The following is an 18,967-nucleotide window of genomic DNA, read 5'->3' as shown; positions in this document are numbered from 1 at the left end:
ATTAAAATTACTCTTTTTATGAAAACACTCCTTAAATTTCTAATATCAAATGTCCACTTTTTGCTGACGATTTACAATAATTATTATTTCTAAAACTTTTTCATCACTAACTCTGAACACTTGCTATGATTCTCAATCATTTAAATATGTTTTTTTCGACAAAAATAAACCAGAGTAGGTAATTTCTACTCTGGTTTTTAAATTTAATGTTTTGAATTTTATTTGAATTTCAATAAGTTAGTATTTGAAACTGTTCTCATCACTAACTTTGGAACATTACCACATTTGATATATTACCAGTTTATTGCTCTTTAATAAATGTATACCTTTTCATTTCATCTGGGTCACCATCCCATATAAATAAACTTAAGGGCTTTTTGCTTCCTAATGCACCTTCTCCTGAAATGTAAAAAGTAATACTTCCATCTCTTTGATTGCCGGGTGCATGATAAGTGATTTTTATGCCTTTATCAATTCCGTCTATAAGACCACTTTCAGCATCAGTAACCATCTTCCAAATACCTTCACAATTTAATTTTTGATTTTCATTTCTTGGAAAAGAACTAATGACATAATAATTTAAACTTTTTAAAATACAAGTCCCATCTTGCTTTAGAATAAAAGAAGCCCCATCATTAGATTTCCATTTACCAATAAAATAATTTTCTTCTATTTTTTGGTTTCCACAACCTGAGAAAAAAATAAGTATAATCATTAAAAAAAAACTTCTTACCATCTTTTCATTTTATTCATTACAATAAATTGAGGATGATGTAGGAATTGATTTATTTTCATTGATGTAAAAGTCTTTCACATCATCTTTAGCAAAATCATCCCCTAATTCATAAGATTTTAGAAATGAATAATTCCCAAACTTACTTGAATAATTATATTTTGTAACTAATGGATCATCAGTTCTTAATGCCAGAATTCTAGAAATATCATAATATGCTCTTCCGTAATTATTTTTTTCAGCCATTATAATTGCGTAATATAAAAACTCTTTGCTCTTACCATTTGTTGTATAAGCTTTATAGCTTCTTATATATGCTAATGTATCACCATTTAAAATAGCCTTGTTTAAATTAGTTTGAAGCTCTTTATCATGAAAATCAAACTTCGGATTTTCAGATTTTTCATGTATGTCTTTTGCAGAATCGTTTACTCTTTTATTATTTTTAGTACAATTAAATAATAAGAATATAGTTAAAAATAATATTATTTTTTTCATATTTGTTTTGTGTTTTATGTGAAAAAATAGGATTGAAGTTTCAATCCTATTTTTTATTTAAATTTAATTATTTTCTAAAACAGATATTGAACTTGGTACTTTCAATCCTTTATCTAAATACATTTCTTTTATAAATATTTTTGCATTTTCATTACCAACTTCATAAGCTTTTAAAAGATAATATAATGTTATTTTGCTTTCATGAGGGAACTTACTATCATAATTATATTTTTCTAATATTGTTGATGTGTCAAAAAATGCTTCGCCAAAATTATTTAATTCTCCCATTTTCATTGAATAATATAGAAACTCTTTCTTATGCCCACTGACTACAAATTCTTTATAAAGTCTTTGATATTCTGTTGTATCATTATTTTTTAAAACAACGTTTAAAACATTTTTTAAAGAATCAGTAAGAAAAGCTGATTCTTTAGCAGAAATAATTGATTCAGTTTCTTTTATTTTATCATTTATCACTTGTTTATTACAAGAAAATATCATAATCGAAGAAATACTAAAGAGCATTACGGTATTAAATTTCATACTATTCTTTACAATATATTGATGAAGATTTTGGTATTGTTTCATTCTTTTCTTTATAATATTTTGCAATTTCTCTTGCAGCTTCATCTCCCATTTCATAAGATTTAGAAAATGAATATTCTCCGAATTTGCTATTATATTTATGTTTTCCTTTTAGTGAATCAGTAGGAGGAAGTGACAGAATTAATGCAATATCATAATAAGCTTTCTTATAATTATTTTTCTCAGCCATTAGTATAGCATAATATAAAAACTCTTTGTCCTTACCATTAGTTGTATAAGCTTTATAGCTTCTTATATATGCTAATGTATCACCATTTAAAATAGCCTTGTTTAAATTAGTTTGAAGCTCTTTATCATGAAAATCAAATTTTACAAAATTTGATTTCGCAGTAGAATCTTTAGTTGAAATATTTTTTAATTGTTTATCACTTTTGTTACAATTAGCAATTAAAAGAAGTATTGATAATAATGTTATTTTTCTCATAAAGTTTTTGTTATTGAAAATTAGGGTATTTTTTTAGAAATTCTTTATACTCTTGTCTTTTTAAAACTTGACCATTTCTATAAAAAATAATAGAACCCAAACCATCTCCTGTATTTTCTTTTAAATTTACATTTCGCATTCCTTTCACAGAATTATCATAAGTTACATATTCATCAAAAGCAATAACTGTAAGGTTAGGATGCGCTCTAGAAACTTTTTCACCAAAAGTTTTATAGTTTTTTAAGTCCGGATAATCTGTGGCTGTTCGACAAACATATAATATTAAAATGGCATCTTTTATTTTATCTACATTTTTCCAATTACTATTTCGTTTATTCATCAATGTATCAAATTTATCTGCTGTATGGATCGCAGTTTCGCCATCATAGATATTACCATAACCACCATGTCCAAACGCTCTAAAAATTCCATCTCCTGCCGTTCCTTTAAACATTTCAAACATTTCTTGAAATTTTTGATAAAAAGGAGCATCAGCACCCGTTTTCCCAAAGAAATTCACAGGTTCTTCATCAGTATCTAGTTTTCCATATTTAGTAAAATCAAACTGTGAAAAATCTACAGAATTAGCAGCTTGTGCATCTAAAATATCTCCTATAGTTATACCGCCGCTGTCTCCGCCACCGCCTTCATCGGCAGTACGTCCTAGAAAACTATTCAACAATTTTTTTCCTACTAATCCCATTGTCTGTCCGGAAGTATTGATAATATGACCATCTTCATCAAACCATCTTCCATCTACATCAGATAATGAGATAGGATTATTAGCTACATACGCATACGTACTTGTAGAAAGATATTTTTCAGCCAATTGATCGATCCCGTTCCATCTTCCAATATCCGGCATATATTGTCTCCATCCGTAATCATAGAATCCGGTTTCCTGCAATTCTTTTCCGCTATTCTTGTAAGAATAATAGTTTCCAAAATTAGAAGCCGCTGAACCACCAATATGACTTAATCCAAACGGATAGAAATTATTGGTATCTGTAGTCTGAAGAACACCTGCGCTGTTTTTTGCAAAACTTACTCTTGCATTACCTAAATGATCTTTATATTGGTAAATATAACGGTTTTCTGTAAAACTATAAAATCCTTCTGCTGTGGGTAGAAAACTAAGTTTCCATTCCGGCATTGCAGGAAGAACAGGCCCTCCGATGAGTCCTTTTTTATAGGCTTGTGTCTCATAGGCAACTTCTGTTCTGCATGTCATACAGATGCCACCGGTACCGTTATCTTCATAAGAATATTGAAATCCATCCAGATAATCTGTCATACGGCTGATGTTCGCTCCCATGTCGCCTATATTATCGTATGTTTTACGAAGTTTTGTTCCGTCAGCACGATAAAGATAATTAATACTTGTATTGGAAACCTTACCCAGCGGATTGGTATATTTGATAGAAAGTTGGTTAGCTAAATTCAGGTAATTATAATTAATGGTCTGAATACCTTTATCTTTCATATTGGTCATATTTCCGTTTAGGTCATAAGATATCACATTGTTTCCGCCTTCATATCCGGTATCGTTGAATGAATTTTCAATAACTTTATCCAGACGGTTTCCTGTGTATTGGTAGGTAAGATCATCTACGAGCGTTGACGTGTTTCCTGAAACAGGGAAAGCATTTCTTTTTAAAGTAGAAATATTTCCGTTGAGATCATACGTAAGACTTTCGTTAAAGTTATTATTAAACGGAGTCGTAGAGTTGGGCTCAGAATAAACAGCATCCTGCAGTCTGTTGAGACTATTATATGAATAGTCGTATCTTTTTAATACATCTTCGGATGAGTTTTTCCAGTCAACCTCTGAAATATTTCCGTTGTACCTAGGTGATGCAATATTGGGATTCACAGGATTGTTATACTTTATTTCGTATCCGAAAAGTTTTCCGTTCAGGTTGGCAGGATCGTTAATCTTGGTCAGTTGACCTCGGATATCATAGGAGTAATCTATACTCTGAAGAGGTGTTGCGGTATTTATTCCACCAACTTTCTTATTTTTTAATTGTGAAAGCTCGTTATACTCATTTTGTGCTAAGATCTCTTCTGTGTTATTGTCAACTTTATGTTTCTGAACCAATAATCTGTTTTGATTATCGTAGGTAAAAGTTTGGATGATTATTTTTTCGGTATCTGTATTCAGCCTTTTATGGTATGTTTTGGATTGTTTTATAATACCCGCAAAGTTATCATCTTAAATATTTTTAATCAAACTCATTCATCACTAAATCTGAAACACTTGGTATGATTCTCAATCATTTAAATATGTTTTTTTAGATAAAAATAAACCAGAGTAGATAAGTTCTACTCTGGTTTTTGAATTTATTGTTTTAAATTTTATTTGAATTTCAATGAGTTAGTTTTGAAATTGTTCTCATCACTAACTTTGGAATATTACAGTTATTTAAACGATATATTATTACTAATTATTTTACCTTCAAAAAATTTGTAATTTTTCAATTTTTTCTTTTGTGTAGATGTCAAATAATTATATAATATTCTATCTATACAAATCAGTAAAGAAAAATCATAGCTCTTATCTTCATCTAAAATATATTTGTCATGATTTAAAGAAAATTCAGATCGTCTAATATCAAAAATATCCATTTGAATTTCATATGTAAAACTATGCTTAGCCTTTAATAGAATTATATTAGTCATTAAATAGTGGTTCTTTTCTGCACTTTTATAATTTTCAATTTTTTCTTTAGATCTCCAAATATCAATTATACTTTTCTTTTTTTGTAGACTAGAATCTATCTTTTTTTCAATTTCTATCGCCATTTTTTCATTAACATCAAATGCAGCAGGATTGGCTTCAAGATATTTATCAGTATTTATATCTTTAATTATTATTGATGGCCCTAGGTACTTATATGGATAATCTGTATTTTCGATTTTACTACAAACTTCTGAGGGATAATATGCTTTAAACCCTGTTGTATCAATTGGAATTATATAATTATTTTTAGATTCATTTGTAACCGTAATCCCTAATACATACTGACCACTACTATTTTTTTTTAATATTACTACATTAAGGTTTACTTGAGAAGATATCAGATTAATAAAAAATGTAAAAAATATAATTAAACACTTATTCATACTATTGCTTTTTTAAAAGATTATTATAAAAATTAGCCCATGCTATATTTAAATTTATCAAGTTTGACTTTATCACTTTAATTGATTCAGGGCTATGATATGATATTTTTGATTGTGGACCATGCTTTTCATATGTAATATCCCAAGCATTGGAAAATTTAGAATTACCAAATTTTACTTCCCAACTATAAGAATTATATTCATCATAAAAACCATATGCCATTCTACTAGTTGCATTATTACTATTTGATTTAATAACGTTGTAAAATTCATCTTTAAAATAATAGAATATTGAATGATCTATTTCGTGTCCGATAGTAAATGCATAATCGAGAATTCCTGATATGTTTTTCATATTTATTAAGACATTAAAACCGTTAGATTTACCTTTTATTAAAAAATTACTCGTTTCTTTAAAATCAAGCCCCCTAGATGTATTTGCAGCCGTCTGCAACACCCCTACTAGCTCAGATATTGCGTCAATATTCATCAATTTTTCCCAATCTCCAAATTTTGCTTTATCATTTGCAGGATCTCTAAACCCAGCCTTTTTTAATTGCTCTACTAAAGAAAACATTGCTCCAATTGCTCCATCTTTTGTTAATACCTCTTGTAAGAAGTCAAAAGTTGAAGGATTAGTAAAGTTTAATGCATTTCCACCACCACCTTCATCAGCTGTTCTTCCTATGAAGCTACTCATAAATTTCTTCCCCAAGAACGCCATTGTCTGTCCTGAAGTATTTACAATATGTCCATCTTGATCAAACCATCTTCCATCTACATCAGATAAAGAAACAGGATTATTAGCTACATATGCATATGTACTCGTAGAAAGATATTTTTCAGCTAACTGATCGATTCCGTTCCATCTTCCTATATCCGGCATATAATCTCGCCATCCGTAACTGTACATTCCTGTTTCTTGAAGTTCTTTATTATTATACTTATAGTTTTGATAAATTCCTAATCCAAAGAATGCTGTACCCGTCTTTAGATGATTCATCCCAAAGGGATAGTAATCATTTTTATCGGTGATTTCAAGAGCTCCTGTGCTGTTTCTCGCGAAACTTATTCTTACATTTCCTAAATGATCTTTATACTGGTAAATATACTGATCTTTCTGATAATCATAAAAACCTTCTGACGTTGGAAAAAACTGCAAATCATCAGTCTTTACATCTACAATAATACCTCCACCTCCAAAGGGAGGGTCAATTGTTGGATCGGTAACGACAGGACCATCAAGACTGAATATCTGTGGCTGCATGGCTTTGATAGATAATGAATTGCTCATTAGCATTTCCGAAGAACCTCCACCGTTGATATTTTCTAATTTAAAATACTGGAAACCATCCAGATAATCTGTGGTTCTTTTGGTTATTGTAGGTCCTGCAACTCCTATTAAAACAGTAGTATTTTCCTTTGTTAACTTAGTTCCATCTGCTCTATATTTGGTATTAATAGTAACATCTTCAATGCTGTTCTTATTGACATGTAAGTAATTAGGAAGATTCAGATAGTTATATTTTATAGAAGAAATACCTTTGTCAGGCATTGTTGTCATATTCCCGTTGACATCATAAGAGATCATGTTTCCTCCACCTTCATATCCAGTAGAGTTTTGAGAGGCATCAATAATATTTGTCACTTGATTTCCTGTATAACTGTAAGATAATCTATCAATTACTGTTGCAGTATTGGTTCCGCTTTCCAGTACGGCAGTTCTGTAGAGCTTTGAGATATTTCCGTTAAGATCATAATCAATAGATTCTATATTTTCTTTACTATACGGATTATTGGGATTCTGATAATATCCTGCGGTAACTCTATTCAAACCATCATAAGCATAACCATATCTTTTTGGAGTAAGAGATGGATTGGTGCCTATCGTTTCAACTGCCCTCCAGTCTACCTCTGTAATATTCCCATTATATTTAGGACTTACATTTTTATTAGGAAATAATGCCGAATCAGGATTGGTAATTCCTTCTTTTTGGTTGTAATTAATTCTATATGAAAACAGTTTTCCTCCCAGATCGGCTAACCCCATCTGGTTTTTGTTAACATCCGTTACTAAACCTCTTATATTGTAAGCATAATCTATACTTTGAAGATTGTTTCCTACTTTTTTATTGGTAAGCTGTGATAATTCATTATATGAATTTTCAACCAAGAGCTGCTCAGGTTTACTGCCTACCTGATGCCAATGTTTCAACAGTCTGTTTTGAAGGTCATAATCAAAACGTTCTTTAATCGTTACTCCCACTTCTCCTTGTTTTCTTACATGATACATTTCTGTTTTTTGCGGTACTCCCGCAAAATCCACTGTAAGGTCTGTTTTAGTATATCCTCCCAAATGGTTGATAGAATAGGTTTCTAAAACCCTTCCTTTGGCATCATAATAATTATAATTTTTTGTCCAGTTATCATCTTCAATATTCTTTATCAGACTCATTACAGGAAGACTTTTTGTGCTTGTATTATTTCCTGTAGAATTATCTGTTAAAGCATTAGGAGGAAATGACGGATTAAAACTGTAAGACGGATAGGTGTCATAATAATTCAAAGATAATAATGTCACCCATTTAGTAGAATTAGGATAGGTTATATCTTGATTTCCATAATAAACATCTACCCCTTGTCTGTTAAATGGTGGAATCGTTAATCTGTTGACGTTATTAGCTCCCAATCCATCTATTTCTGCCTGCTCTACACTTCTATCATATCCCGTTGAGATTCCGGATATAGCCACTCTTCCGAATTGGTCATACTTGGTATAAATCCACTGTCCTTTGGCTTTTAAAACACTATCCTGACTTCCAACCAATCTGTTTTGTTTATCATACAGCATATATTCCCAGCCTTTTCCGGGAAGTTTCTTTTCTACAGCACGGTTCCAACCGTCATATCTGTATTGATAACAAAGATTATTAAGCGTTATGTCATCTACTAATCCAGACTGAGAAGCCAGTGGAGGAATGGTATATGCCAACTGATTATATTCATTATACACATAATAGGTGTCAACATTTTGAGTCCCGTCTTTTTTTCTGATTAAGACAGTCTGCCCTTTTTTGTTTTTAAATTCAATACTGCTGTTTCCGTCTTCATCGATAACGGTAGATTTGAACAATGAATTGGCAGGATAATTTCCTGAAATACTCAGTTCACTGTTTGTTCTGCCATCCTGCCATGTAGTTTCAACAGTATATTTTTTTACTTCATTGGCAGTATTGGCAGAGTATGAGAAGTTCACAGGGTGAGCAGACCATGCATTTCCCAATTGCTTTTGTTGTAAAACCTTATCTAATGGTGAAGTCTCAAACGTTTTTTCAGTATAGATCTTCTCATTGCCATATACAGCAGTAGCATTGGAAAGCGGATCAGGATATATTGCCCCATCCTGCGTTCCTGTCTGAGGAACTGCAAGATATTCCTTTATCTGTCTTCCGTAACTGTCATATTCTACAGGTAGAGCAATGTCTTTTCCGGCGGGTGTTGCTTTTAAAGATATGTTTTGTTTCAGTCTTCCAAGACCATCAAAGTATTTTACATTTTCTACTTTCCTGGAGCAGTCTTCCGTTAAACAGTTTTTTTCGTATACATAGTTTTCTGTTGTGGTAAGCCCGGATTGTGCATAGGTAAAACCAACTAACAGAAAATTAGTTATTAATAGTATTTTTTTCATCGTGTGTTAGTTTTTGTAATTATACTTGTATTCTTTTAATGTAACTCCATTCATGTCAATCACTCTTTCAAGCCTGTTGCTGGTGTCATATTTATAAATTTCTCTTATTCCGTTGGGTTGGGTTGCAGTGGTACTTCCGATCAGCGGATCATAAGTATAAGTAGTAATTTGGAAACTTTTTAACGGATCCAGTTTTCTGAAATTATCTAACGCTATAAGAAGTAAGCCTTCCTTTGACGGATCTGCTGCATCTGCATTGGAGGCATCAATGATTGGTTGTATCAGCGATGAAACCTGTGCATAGGTTGCACCTTCAATTTTAGCAAGAGGCTTTGTTTTGTCATAACCATATACAACCGCCGAAGGAATGCCTACAGCAGATGTAAACTGAACAATATTCCCTCTATCATCATATTGGTTAATAGTAATGGCTTTTGTTGAGTTATCATCGATATTGGAAGTAACTACAGAGGTCGGAAAAGTAGAGCTTGGATTATCAAATTTCGTTTCTGTTTTAGAAACCAGTTTTCCATCATTTTTTTCCTGAATTACTACAGGAACACTCATAATATGAGCACTGGAGAGATTAGAATATCCGGTTTCCGGATAAGTATAAAACTGTTCTATAATACTGCCATCCGATATTTTTTTAGTAGATGACATTTCGAAATTATATTCACTGAAATTAGTTTCAGCCTGCTCTTCTAAGCTTTGGTTGTTTTCAAAGTAAGAAGTTGAAGTATTCACAATTTTTTTCAGCCATCCCAATTTAGAATAGATATCTTCAAAAGCAGAGTAGTCTGCGGTTCCGGGAATATCCGCAAATGTATATTCGCTTTTTTCTAATGCCAGCAGCTTATTCTGAGCATCATAAACTTCTTTTTTATCTAATAGTCCTCCGCTTGTAAAGGCGTAATAAGGCCAGTACATTTTACTGACTCCGTCTACAGTATAGGGAACCTGAGGATAATCATCAGGGGTTTTATAATAATATTTCACGTACCCGTTCCCATCATCAGTATTAGTAATCTTAACATTTTTATAAAGTATATAAGTGCTGCCATTCATATCTATTTCAGGAGAAAAAGCATATCCGGAAGAGGTGTTGCTGTCTGAAAAACTGTTATACTCGAATTTAGTGGTTTTTATAGGAGTAGTGTCTGTTTTACTATTATAGTATTTTATATTGGCAATTCTTACTCCTCCAATTTGAGCAGTGTTTTTAAGAGGGAGCGGAAGGTGGGCAATTTGAAATACATGTGCCAGCCCTCTTCCTCCTGAACCTGTAATTCTTAACTTATAAGTTCCCGGAGATAAGAAAAACTCTCTTGTAATAGTATTGGCTCCGCATGTTGTTCCAAAAAGAAACTGCCCTCCATCATTAACAAGATAGTCAACATAAGGAGGGGTATTGGTGTCCCAATATAGAGGAGGGGTAAATAACTCGTCATAACCAAATGCTATAAATATTTTTCTTGGTTTGGTTCCGGAAACGGTAAATGAGTATTCCGTTGCATGATTGGTATCATATAATATATCGCTTATTGGTTCCAGATATTGCACGGCCGAATCTACATAATTATCCCCATCCATAATGGAATTAAGATAAGCAGGATCTGCTCTGTTAAAATATACCTGATGGTGTTCGAAGTTATATTCAACAACTCCTCCCGAAGGGTTGATCACTCTTTTTAAAACTCCGGGATTATTTGGTAATGTAGTGGCATAACCGGGGCACAAAGAACTTAAGTCGATTCCATAATAAGAAGGGCTGTCATAAGAAACGGTACTATATTCAAATGCAGTAGTTTCAGTGGCAATAGAATTTCTATTGAGTTTTTTCAGTTTGTCTAATGTTCTGTTAAAAGCATTAACATATTCAAAAGAATACCCTGAAATAATATGATTGTAATTATCTTTTAAAATAACTTTATTTACTTTATAAGGATCATTCATAGTACCTTCCATCGAAGATTCATATACATTATCAAACTCTATTTTTCCATATCCCGGAGAAGTAATGGTCTTTAGCTTGCAGGTTTCATATAAGAGAGTAGACCCATTACTCTTGTATTTTATATCTTTCTGATAAGAAAAATTGGCCAGTTCAATATTGTTGGCATCTTTTATTTGTGTTAAAAAGAAAGCCGATTTATAAATTTTACCACCCGGGATATAATTTGTTGTATTCTTATTGCTTCTTGTGTAATCATTAAAAATATACTGTATCCCCTTAGTATCTGTTATAGTAAATGATTTTATGATAAGTGTTGCATTATTACTCTCAGGGACATAATTAATTCTAACTTTATTTGAAGACAGGTTAACGAGTTCAAAAGTATTATTCTGGATATTTCTTTTAAACTTTAATTTTCCTGAAGCTCCGGGCAGACTGTAATAATAAATATCATTATAATCATTTTTAGTATAATTACTTGAACCGGCATTATCAAATACTTCATCAATATCTCCAACAATACTTCTAGAAATAACGCCTCCTGCAAACAGCGACCATCCATTACCAACCTGGCTCGCAGGTTCAGATTCAGAAGTATTCATAGGATTATAGGATAAGCCTGTATTTAAACTTACGCTACTATTGCTGGTAGGCAATGTTAATAAAGGTAAAGTAATGCTCGGAATGCCTGAAGCGTTGGATTGGGGAGCATTGGAGTACGTTGCCAAAGATGAAACGGAAGGCACCGGATTTGAAAAATCTCCAAAGTTTATATCGTTTTGAGCATAAAGAGTTGAGGAGACAATTCCCAAACCAATACTCATCATTTTAATTGTTTTCTTCATAAGTTGTGTTTATTTTTTAATCAATTTAGCATTAGCCGTTTTATTCGTATTGGTTTTTACAGTCACCAGATAAACTCCCTGAATTAAACTCTGAGTATTGATTTTAGTTACTTTATTCTTCGTTTTCAAACTTTGCAATTGACGCCCACTCATGTCATAAAGGTTGATCTCCGCCTCAAACGCTCCCTCTCTCAGGCCCTCAAACCCAATCTCCACGTAAGCATAATCTGAAACCGGATTCGGATAAATCTTAATGTCTTGTTTTACAATCAACTGATCAATTTGCTTATCACCAAGCTTAACGATTTTCCAGTTTTCTTTTCCAAGTTCCTCAGCACTTGTTCCTGCTAAAATGATTGAACCGTCACGGTTTAATTTTATATCAGATAATCTTTCCTCTTTCTTACTGGATTCTCCTTTTACATGCTTTCTCCACTGTTCATTTCCATTTTCATCTAAATACAGCATCCAAAATTTCTCATCATCACTTTCAATTCTTCCCTCAGCTTGAGTATATCCGCCGATCAGCACTCCTTTTGTAGACTTCCCGCTTCCATCTTCCGACTCCCTGTTAATCACACTCATTCCCATCAAAACGTCTCTGTTTTTGAAGTTGTAAGACTTTTGCCAAACTTCATCTCCTTTTTCATTCAAAGAAATTAACCAGACATCGGTTCCTTCTTCAATTCCAACGGTTTTATTTCCTGATCTCTCAGATCTGGATTCTCCACCAATTAAAAATCCGGTAGAAGTTAAAGCGAGTGTTCTCAAATGATCATCACCTTTTCCACCGAAATTTTTTTCCCATTCAACTTTTCCTTCTTTATTAAGTTTGATGATCCAATAATCTCCTTCTCCAAAGTTTTCAGTTTGTTTACTTCCAGCATCCATCTTCCCACTTCCAGCTATCTTTCCACTTCTTGAATACATTCCTAACAAAGCGCCGCCATCTTTTGTTGGAATCATCTTTTCAACTTCATCAAGACCTTTTCCTCCTAAAATTAATTGTGATAATTCTTTTCCGTTTTTATCAAGTCTTATGATAACAACATCTTTAGATCCATATCCTTTAGCTGAATTCTGAACATTTCCGGCTACAAAAAATCCTAAATCTGTAGTTTGAATTACAGATCTTGCTTCCTCATCAGAACTTGTTCCAATAGTTTTTTGCCATAGCTCGTCCCCAAATTCATTCAAACGAATCAGCCAGATATCAGATCCACCTTTAGAATCCTCTTTTTTGTCTAAACCTTTTCCAGAATAAGAAGTTCCAGCGAGAAGAAAACCTCCTTCCTGAGTAGCTACAGTCGCAGATAAGAAATCATGATTTTGTCCGGAGAAATACTTTTCCCAAACTTCTTCTCCCTGTTGATTAAGTTTAACCAAGTGGAAATCGTAACCATTATTCTGCTTACTGCTTCCAGCCTGAAGCTTATCGCCCTGAATGCTGCTTCCTGTAATTAAATATTGCTGATCAATCGTCGTAGTAACCTGACTCAGAAAATCCTGAGTATTAGATTTTATATCTTTCTGCCAGACTACTTCCTGAGCCGAAAAATTAAATAATGCACACACCAGAAGTGCGCCCGAATAGTTTTTTTTCATAAGCATTAGCTTTTTAATTGTGTTCAAATTTATAAACTGTTATGTTTCGGAAAATGTGGATTTCCTTACTTTACTTTTTTATTATCTATTTTCAAAATTAATCCTCAGACACGACAAACTATGTCGTATTATATAGGGATGCATTTTTTTATCAATAGGTTGGAAATTAATTTATAAAACAAAAGGCACGAGCAAAAGTCAATCCGTTAAAGAGGCACTCGGATGCCCTACAACCAGAAAGACTCCGCCCGTGCCCATATAGGATACACGGGCGTAAGTCTATCATTTTGTGGTTGTATTAGAAGATTCCGAGTTTTCTTTAACCTAATGATAGCTTACGCTTTTGTTTTTGTTAAAATCTGCTGCGAAGATAAATATATTTTTTAAAAATTGTTAAAGAATTTACTTGTGAATAAAAGTCTGAGCAATGGCCTTTTTAAGGTAAATTATATATTTAATTAAATTTATTCATAGAATTAAAGCTTGAATATTAACAAATTAATATTTTTAATTTATGTTTGTTTAAATTTTTCAATGTGATAAATTATTGTATTTTTATTTGGTATATGTGTTGTGATTTGTAAATTTGTTTGTATTAATCATAATTATTTATATAATATGGAGTCAAAAAATCAAAACACAAATTCTAAGCTGTTAAAAGCGCTGTAAGTGAAACAGGACATGCCAAAAATGCAGCTAATTTTCAAAGTCTCATTTCTTTTTGCATAGGATTCGGAGCGGCTTACAATCCTATAAAAGACAGCCTTAAAGTAGAAATGCTTCAGGATCTTTTACTAAGCGTACAAAGTAAGCTCGATAATACGAAAACCAAAAAAACAGGCTTTGACAATGCGACCAATAACCGCAGAAATGCTTTTACAGATTTAAGATCTCTTTCCACCAAAATAGTAAATGCCTATTCTGTGTCCGGTGCAGACCAGCTTGGGATAAATAACATGAAGTCTGTTAATAGAAAAATACAGGGTTCACCTTCAAAGAAAAGCAATGTACAGGCAGAAGAGCAACAACCTGAAACCAAACAGATTTCCAACTCTCAGCAGTCATATGACAAAATGGTAGATCATTTTTCAGGGATCATAGAAATTCTGGTTCAGAATCCATCTTACAGCCCCAATGAAAATGACTTGAAGATTACAGCTTTACAGAATAAGCTCTCAGATCTGAAAACAAAAAATACAGAACTTATAGATTCATACACCCAGTATAGCAATGCGATGTTGGAAAGAAATCAGTTAATGTACAATCCGCTGTCAGGGCTTTTGCAGACAGCGAAAGAAGTTAAACTATATGTGAAAAGTGTTTTCGGAGCATCCAGTCCGCAATACAAACAAATTAGCGGGATAGAATTCAAAGTTCGTAAAGGAGATAAATAATGAACCAAGGTCTATTTAAATATAAGCGTTGGCGGGTTTAATTATAGCGATGGCAAATTCAAAATTGCTGCTGTCAATTACAATATAACCGTTGGCAGATTCAGTATAAGCAATGTCGGGTTTAATATTAGTGTAGGCGATTACAGTATAAGCGTTGGTGGTTTCAAAATAAGCAACGACGAATATAATATTATCAATGGTAGTTTCAATAATGGCACTGGCAATAGTAAAATTGCAGATGACTTATACAATATTCATAAAGACCTATAAAAATATAGAATAGGAATAATTTTTGGAGTTACTTTGCAACTCCATTTTTTATTGAAAATAGATTATGTTCGACAAGCAACAAAGAAAGTTTAAGAGATCCGCGAGATTAATTTCCGTATTAAGTAAATATGGATTTAAAGACATGCTCGCAAGAATGAACGGGAACAACAAACAGGAAGAATACTCCTCAAATTCAGACGAGATCATCTCAAAAGGAACAGTGTATGAAAGAATAAGATTCGTTTTAGAAGAACTTGGACCCACTTTTGTGAAGCTTGGACAGACATTCAGCAACAGGGAAGACCTTCTTCCGCCGGAATTGGTGCAGGAACTTCAAAAACTGCAGGACAAGGTAGATACAGTCGAAATGAATGTACATGAAATTCTTGAAAATGAGTTTAATATTTCAGTTAATGATCATTTCCTTGAAGTTCAGAAACACCCATTGGCAACAGCTTCAATCGCACAGGTTTATAAAGCTACTTTATTGAATGGTGATGAAGTTATTTTAAAAATAAAAAAAGCCGATGTCCAAACTGTTATTGAAGATGATCTTCTTTTAATCAAAGATCTCGAAAAACTGATTTCATCTTACTCTGAAATAGGAGAAAAACTGAATCTGAAACAGGCAATTTCAACATTTGAAAGATCATTATTAGAGGAAGTTTCTTTAATTAATGAAAAGAATAATATCCTACAATTCGCCCGAAACTTTAAAAATAATAAAGAGACATATGTTCCGAAGATCTACGAAGAATTTTGTAACAACAACGTCCTTTGTATGGAATTCATTGACGGAATAAAAGTAACCGATAAAGCCGGACTTTTAGCCAACAATATAAATCCTGTAAAAGTATCCGAAGTTGGGTTGCGCCTATTTGTATCTCAAATCCTGGATTATGGATTTTTCCATGCCGATCCTCATGCAGGAAATATTTTAGTTAAAAAAGATGGAAAAGTTGTTTTCATTGATTTTGGTGCCGTAGGAAAAATTCAACCGAATGATAAAGAAATCCTTGAAAGTTTAATTGTAAGTTTTGTCGCAAAAAATGCACATAAAATCGTAAGATCTCTAAAAAAGATGGCGATAAGCTATGAGATTCCCGATGAAAGAAGATTCGAAAATGATGTGGACGATATTCTTAATTTCGTTCACAGTACTTCTTTAAAAGAGATCGATCCTCAGGCGATCATTAATAAAATGAAAGATGTCTTAAAAGATAACCGTCTCTATATGCCGGATTATTTCTATCTTTTATTCAAAGGAATTGGTTTGATCGAAGGGGTAGGACGCACCATCAACCCTGATCTGGATATCGTTAAAAGTCTTAATCCGTATACCAAAAAAATTCTCACCAAAAAGATCAGTCCAAAAACGATCCTCAAAAATGGGATGGATAAAATGATGAATTTCACAGATAATATCGATGAAATTCCGAAAGAGCTTCGTTCTGTTCTTCAAAAATTAGATGAAAATAAATTCACCATTTCAAGTGAAATTAAGAATATTGAAAAAACCAATCAAATCATCAAATCAAGTATTGTCAATTTGATTTTAGCCATGGTTTTGGGCGCAAATATCATTGCAACAGCGATTGTTTTTGTCTCCGAATCCGGCCCTAGAATCGGGGAGATATCATTAGTTGCTTTGCTTGGATTTATCTTTTCTATTTTATTGGTTATCATCATTTTGTTAAGAATAACTCGAAAATAAAACACAATTTTGTCATTGCGAGGAACGAAGTGACGAAGCAATCTCAAAATAGATTCTTCACTACACATTCGTTTCGTTCAGAATGACAGAAAAAATTAAAAACTAATCATGAAAACAGTAACCTTATTCCTCCTCACATTCTTCAGTTCCTTAATCTCCGCACAAAAAAGCGAAGGCATTCTAGGCGACTACGACGGAAACGGAACAAAAGAATACGCCTACACCAAAGTCAGCGACTGCAGTGATGAGTGCGACGGAAAATGCGAAACCATCATTTATTTTAGTGATAAAAAGATAAAACCATTTACGATTTCACCCGCTAAGGACGGAACTTTATACAATCTCAAAGATTTAAACAATGACGGAAAAGACGACATCGGATTTTACCCGAATTGGTGTACAAGCTGCTGGCATCCATTATATGTCTACACTTTAAGCAAAAATATTTGGAAACCTTTGGTATCGCCTATTTCTACACATTGTTCACAATGGGAAGACGAAAAATTCCCAATTAAGAAAGATCCCAAAAAGAAAGGAAATGTAATTATCACAACAAGCGTCTGGAAGGATGATGATATTAAAGTGATCAGTAAAAGTATTAAGCTTTAGTAATTTTTGGCTTGAAGCTAGAAGCATGAAGAGTGAAGTTAGTAAATATGTAAATTTTTAACATTAAGCTTTAAACTTCCGACCTCCATCTTCCGACTCCCATTCTAATACATAAATAAATTAATTGCCTATCTTTGCAAAATGGATAAAATAACTTTTGCAGATTTTGATTTACCGGTTAAAGTTCTAGATGTTTTAGCAGACCTGGAATTGTTTGAACCAACGCCTATTCAGGAAAAGAGTATAGGACCTATACTTTCCGGAAGAGACGTGATGGGAATTGCACAAACAGGTACCGGAAAAACATTAGCTTATCTGCTGCCTGTTCTTAAAACTTGGAAATACAACAAAACCGGAAATCCAACGGTTGTTGTTTTGGTTCCTACAAGAGAATTAGTGGTTCAGGTAACTGAAATTGTTGAAAAATTAACGGAAAATATTACTGCAAGAGTTATCGGAATTTACGGTGGAAAAAATATCAATACGCAGAAGCTTTTATTTAACAATGGCTGTGATATTTTAGTAGGAACGCCGGGAAGGATTATGGATTTAGCGATTGATAACGCTATTTCTCTGAAAGAAGTTCAGAAACTGATCATTGATGAATTTGATGAAATGCTTAACTTAGGTTTCAGACCACAGTTAACGCATATTTTCGAAATGATGAGAGACAAGAGACAAAACATTCTTTTCTCTGCAACCATGACAGATGCTGTGGATGAAATGTTGGCTCAGTATTTTGCTGGCCCAATCGAAATCTCATTAGCGAAATCAGGAACTCCACTTGAAAAAATTGAACAGACTGCCTATAAAGTTGAAAACTTCAATACGAAGATCAACTTATTGGAGCATTTATTGAAATCAGACGCAGATATGTCTAAGGTCTTGATTTTTGCTAATAATAAAAAGCATTCAGATTTATTATTTACTAAAATTGATGAGCTTTTCCCTGAACAGTTTGATGTAATTCACTCAAATAAATCTCAAAACTACAGATTGAAGGCGATGAAACGCTTTGAAAATGAAGAAATCAGAGGTTTGATCACGACAGACGTTATGGCGAGAGGTTTGGATATTTCAAATATTACTCATGTAATTAACTTTGAAATTCCAGAGGTTCCGGAACAATATATTCACAGAATAGGTAGAACGGGTAGAGCAGATAAAGACGGTAAGGCTGTTTCTTTTGTTGCTAAAAAAGAAGAACGTCCTGTTCTAGACATCGAATTATTGATGGACAGAGAATTAAAATTCGTTGATTTCCCTGAAGGAGTTAAAATTAATCCTAAAAAGATCATTTCAGAAGAAGATGTAATCTTAATGAAAAATCCTGCACAAGCGAAACTGTTTGATGGAGGAGGAGCTTTCCACGAGAAAAAGGATAAAAACAAAAAAGAAAACTGGGGTGGGCCTTCAAAAAGAAAAGAACCTAAGAAATTTGGAGCCAACAGAGCGCAACAAAAAGCGATCTCAAAATCCAAAAGAAAGAAATAAACGA

Annotated in this window: 13 protein-coding genes; 4 read left to right on the top strand and 9 right to left on the bottom strand. The window is 32.9% G+C overall.

What is annotated here, in order from left to right:
- Positions 1 to 301 precede the first annotated feature (301 nt).
- The 9 genes from SB689_RS22420 to SB689_RS22380 all read right to left on the bottom strand — a co-directional run bounded on the left by SB689_RS22420 (position 302) and on the right by SB689_RS22380 (position 13,482).
- Positions 302 to 736 carry a hypothetical protein gene (locus SB689_RS22420; RefSeq protein WP_410694296.1) on the bottom strand — a complete coding sequence of 145 codons (435 nt, stop codon included), beginning with the start codon at positions 734 to 736 and terminating at the stop codon, positions 302 to 304.
- A gap of 9 nt (positions 737 to 745) precedes the next feature.
- Positions 746 to 1,231 (bottom strand): hypothetical protein, encoded by a 486-nt coding sequence (locus SB689_RS22415; protein WP_410694295.1) that lies wholly within the window; start codon positions 1,229 to 1,231, stop codon positions 746 to 748.
- Between the two features lie 63 nt (positions 1,232 to 1,294).
- Positions 1,295 to 1,774, bottom strand: coding sequence for a hypothetical protein (locus SB689_RS22410; RefSeq protein ID WP_410694294.1), 480 nt, complete (start codon positions 1,772 to 1,774; stop codon positions 1,295 to 1,297).
- Position 1,775: 1 nt separating this feature from the next.
- The gene (locus tag SB689_RS22405) at positions 1,776 to 2,261 is read right to left on the bottom strand and encodes a hypothetical protein (protein ID WP_410694293.1); all 486 of its coding nucleotides are present in this window, start codon (positions 2,259 to 2,261) and stop codon (positions 1,776 to 1,778) included.
- A gap of 10 nt (positions 2,262 to 2,271) precedes the next feature.
- Entirely contained in the window at positions 2,272 to 4,362 is a 2,091-nt protein-coding gene (locus SB689_RS22400; RefSeq protein WP_410694292.1) for an RHS repeat domain-containing protein, read from the bottom strand.
- Between the two features lie 320 nt (positions 4,363 to 4,682).
- On the bottom strand, positions 4,683 to 5,387 hold the full coding sequence (locus tag SB689_RS22395; RefSeq protein WP_410694291.1) for a hypothetical protein: 705 nt from the start codon (positions 5,385 to 5,387) through the stop codon (positions 4,683 to 4,685).
- Position 5,388: 1 nt separating this feature from the next.
- Positions 5,389 to 9,075 (bottom strand): DUF6443 domain-containing protein, encoded by a 3,687-nt coding sequence (locus tag SB689_RS22390; protein WP_410694290.1) that lies wholly within the window; start codon positions 9,073 to 9,075, stop codon positions 5,389 to 5,391.
- Positions 9,076 to 9,081: 6 nt separating this feature from the next.
- Positions 9,082 to 11,877 carry a hypothetical protein gene (locus SB689_RS22385; protein WP_410694289.1) on the bottom strand — a complete coding sequence of 932 codons (2,796 nt, stop codon included), beginning with the start codon at positions 11,875 to 11,877 and terminating at the stop codon, positions 9,082 to 9,084.
- 9 nt (positions 11,878 to 11,886) lie between these two features.
- Positions 11,887 to 13,482, bottom strand: a complete 1,596-nt coding sequence (locus SB689_RS22380) for a T9SS type A sorting domain-containing protein (RefSeq protein ID WP_410694288.1) — start codon at positions 13,480 to 13,482, stop codon at positions 11,887 to 11,889.
- A gap of 776 nt (positions 13,483 to 14,258) precedes the next feature.
- On the opposite strand from SB689_RS22380, the gene SB689_RS22375 reads away from it, so the two are divergent.
- The 4 genes from SB689_RS22375 to SB689_RS22360 all read left to right on the top strand — a co-directional run bounded on the left by SB689_RS22375 (position 14,259) and on the right by SB689_RS22360 (position 18,963).
- Complete coding sequence (locus SB689_RS22375) at positions 14,259 to 14,876, top strand: hypothetical protein (RefSeq protein ID WP_410694287.1); 618 nt, start codon at positions 14,259 to 14,261, stop codon at positions 14,874 to 14,876.
- Positions 14,877 to 15,210: 334 nt separating this feature from the next.
- Entirely contained in the window at positions 15,211 to 16,860 is a 1,650-nt protein-coding gene (locus tag SB689_RS22370) for an ABC1 kinase family protein (protein WP_410694286.1), read from the top strand.
- Between the two features lie 108 nt (positions 16,861 to 16,968).
- Positions 16,969 to 17,469, top strand: a complete 501-nt coding sequence (locus SB689_RS22365; RefSeq protein ID WP_410694285.1) for a hypothetical protein — start codon at positions 16,969 to 16,971, stop codon at positions 17,467 to 17,469.
- Between the two features lie 141 nt (positions 17,470 to 17,610).
- Positions 17,611 to 18,963 (top strand): DEAD/DEAH box helicase, encoded by a 1,353-nt coding sequence (locus SB689_RS22360; RefSeq protein ID WP_410694284.1) that lies wholly within the window; start codon positions 17,611 to 17,613, stop codon positions 18,961 to 18,963.
- Positions 18,964 to 18,967: the final 4 nt, after the last annotated feature.

Source organism: Chryseobacterium sp. SIMBA_038 (assembly GCF_046535115.1).
GTDB lineage: Bacteria > Bacteroidota > Bacteroidia > Flavobacteriales > Weeksellaceae > Chryseobacterium.
The sequence above is the reverse complement of the archived record's forward strand: the minus strand, read 5'-3'. Positions and strand labels throughout refer to the sequence as shown.

Excerpts from the sequence above, each read along its gene's own strand:
- SB689_RS22420 (WP_410694296.1), bottom strand. The coding sequence starts at position 736 with ATGGTAAGAAGTTTTTTTTTAATGATTATACTTATTTTTTTCTCAGGT.
- SB689_RS22415 (WP_410694295.1), bottom strand. The coding sequence starts at position 1,231 with ATGAAAAAAATAATATTATTTTTAACTATATTCTTATTATTTAATTGT.
- SB689_RS22410 (WP_410694294.1), bottom strand. The coding sequence starts at position 1,774 with ATGAAATTTAATACCGTAATGCTCTTTAGTATTTCTTCGATTATGATA.
- SB689_RS22405 (WP_410694293.1), bottom strand. The coding sequence starts at position 2,261 with ATGAGAAAAATAACATTATTATCAATACTTCTTTTAATTGCTAATTGT.
- SB689_RS22395 (WP_410694291.1), bottom strand. The coding sequence starts at position 5,387 with ATGAATAAGTGTTTAATTATATTTTTTACATTTTTTATTAATCTGATA.
- SB689_RS22390 (WP_410694290.1), bottom strand. The coding sequence starts at position 9,075 with ATGAAAAAAATACTATTAATAACTAATTTTCTGTTAGTTGGTTTTACC.
- SB689_RS22385 (WP_410694289.1), bottom strand. The coding sequence starts at position 11,877 with ATGAAGAAAACAATTAAAATGATGAGTATTGGTTTGGGAATTGTCTCC.
- SB689_RS22380 (WP_410694288.1), bottom strand. The coding sequence starts at position 13,482 with ATGAAAAAAAACTATTCGGGCGCACTTCTGGTGTGTGCATTATTTAAT.
- SB689_RS22375 (WP_410694287.1), top strand. The coding sequence starts at position 14,259 with ATGCTTCAGGATCTTTTACTAAGCGTACAAAGTAAGCTCGATAATACG.
- SB689_RS22370 (WP_410694286.1), top strand. The coding sequence starts at position 15,211 with ATGTTCGACAAGCAACAAAGAAAGTTTAAGAGATCCGCGAGATTAATT.
- SB689_RS22365 (WP_410694285.1), top strand. The coding sequence starts at position 16,969 with ATGAAAACAGTAACCTTATTCCTCCTCACATTCTTCAGTTCCTTAATC.
- SB689_RS22360 (WP_410694284.1), top strand. The coding sequence starts at position 17,611 with ATGGATAAAATAACTTTTGCAGATTTTGATTTACCGGTTAAAGTTCTA.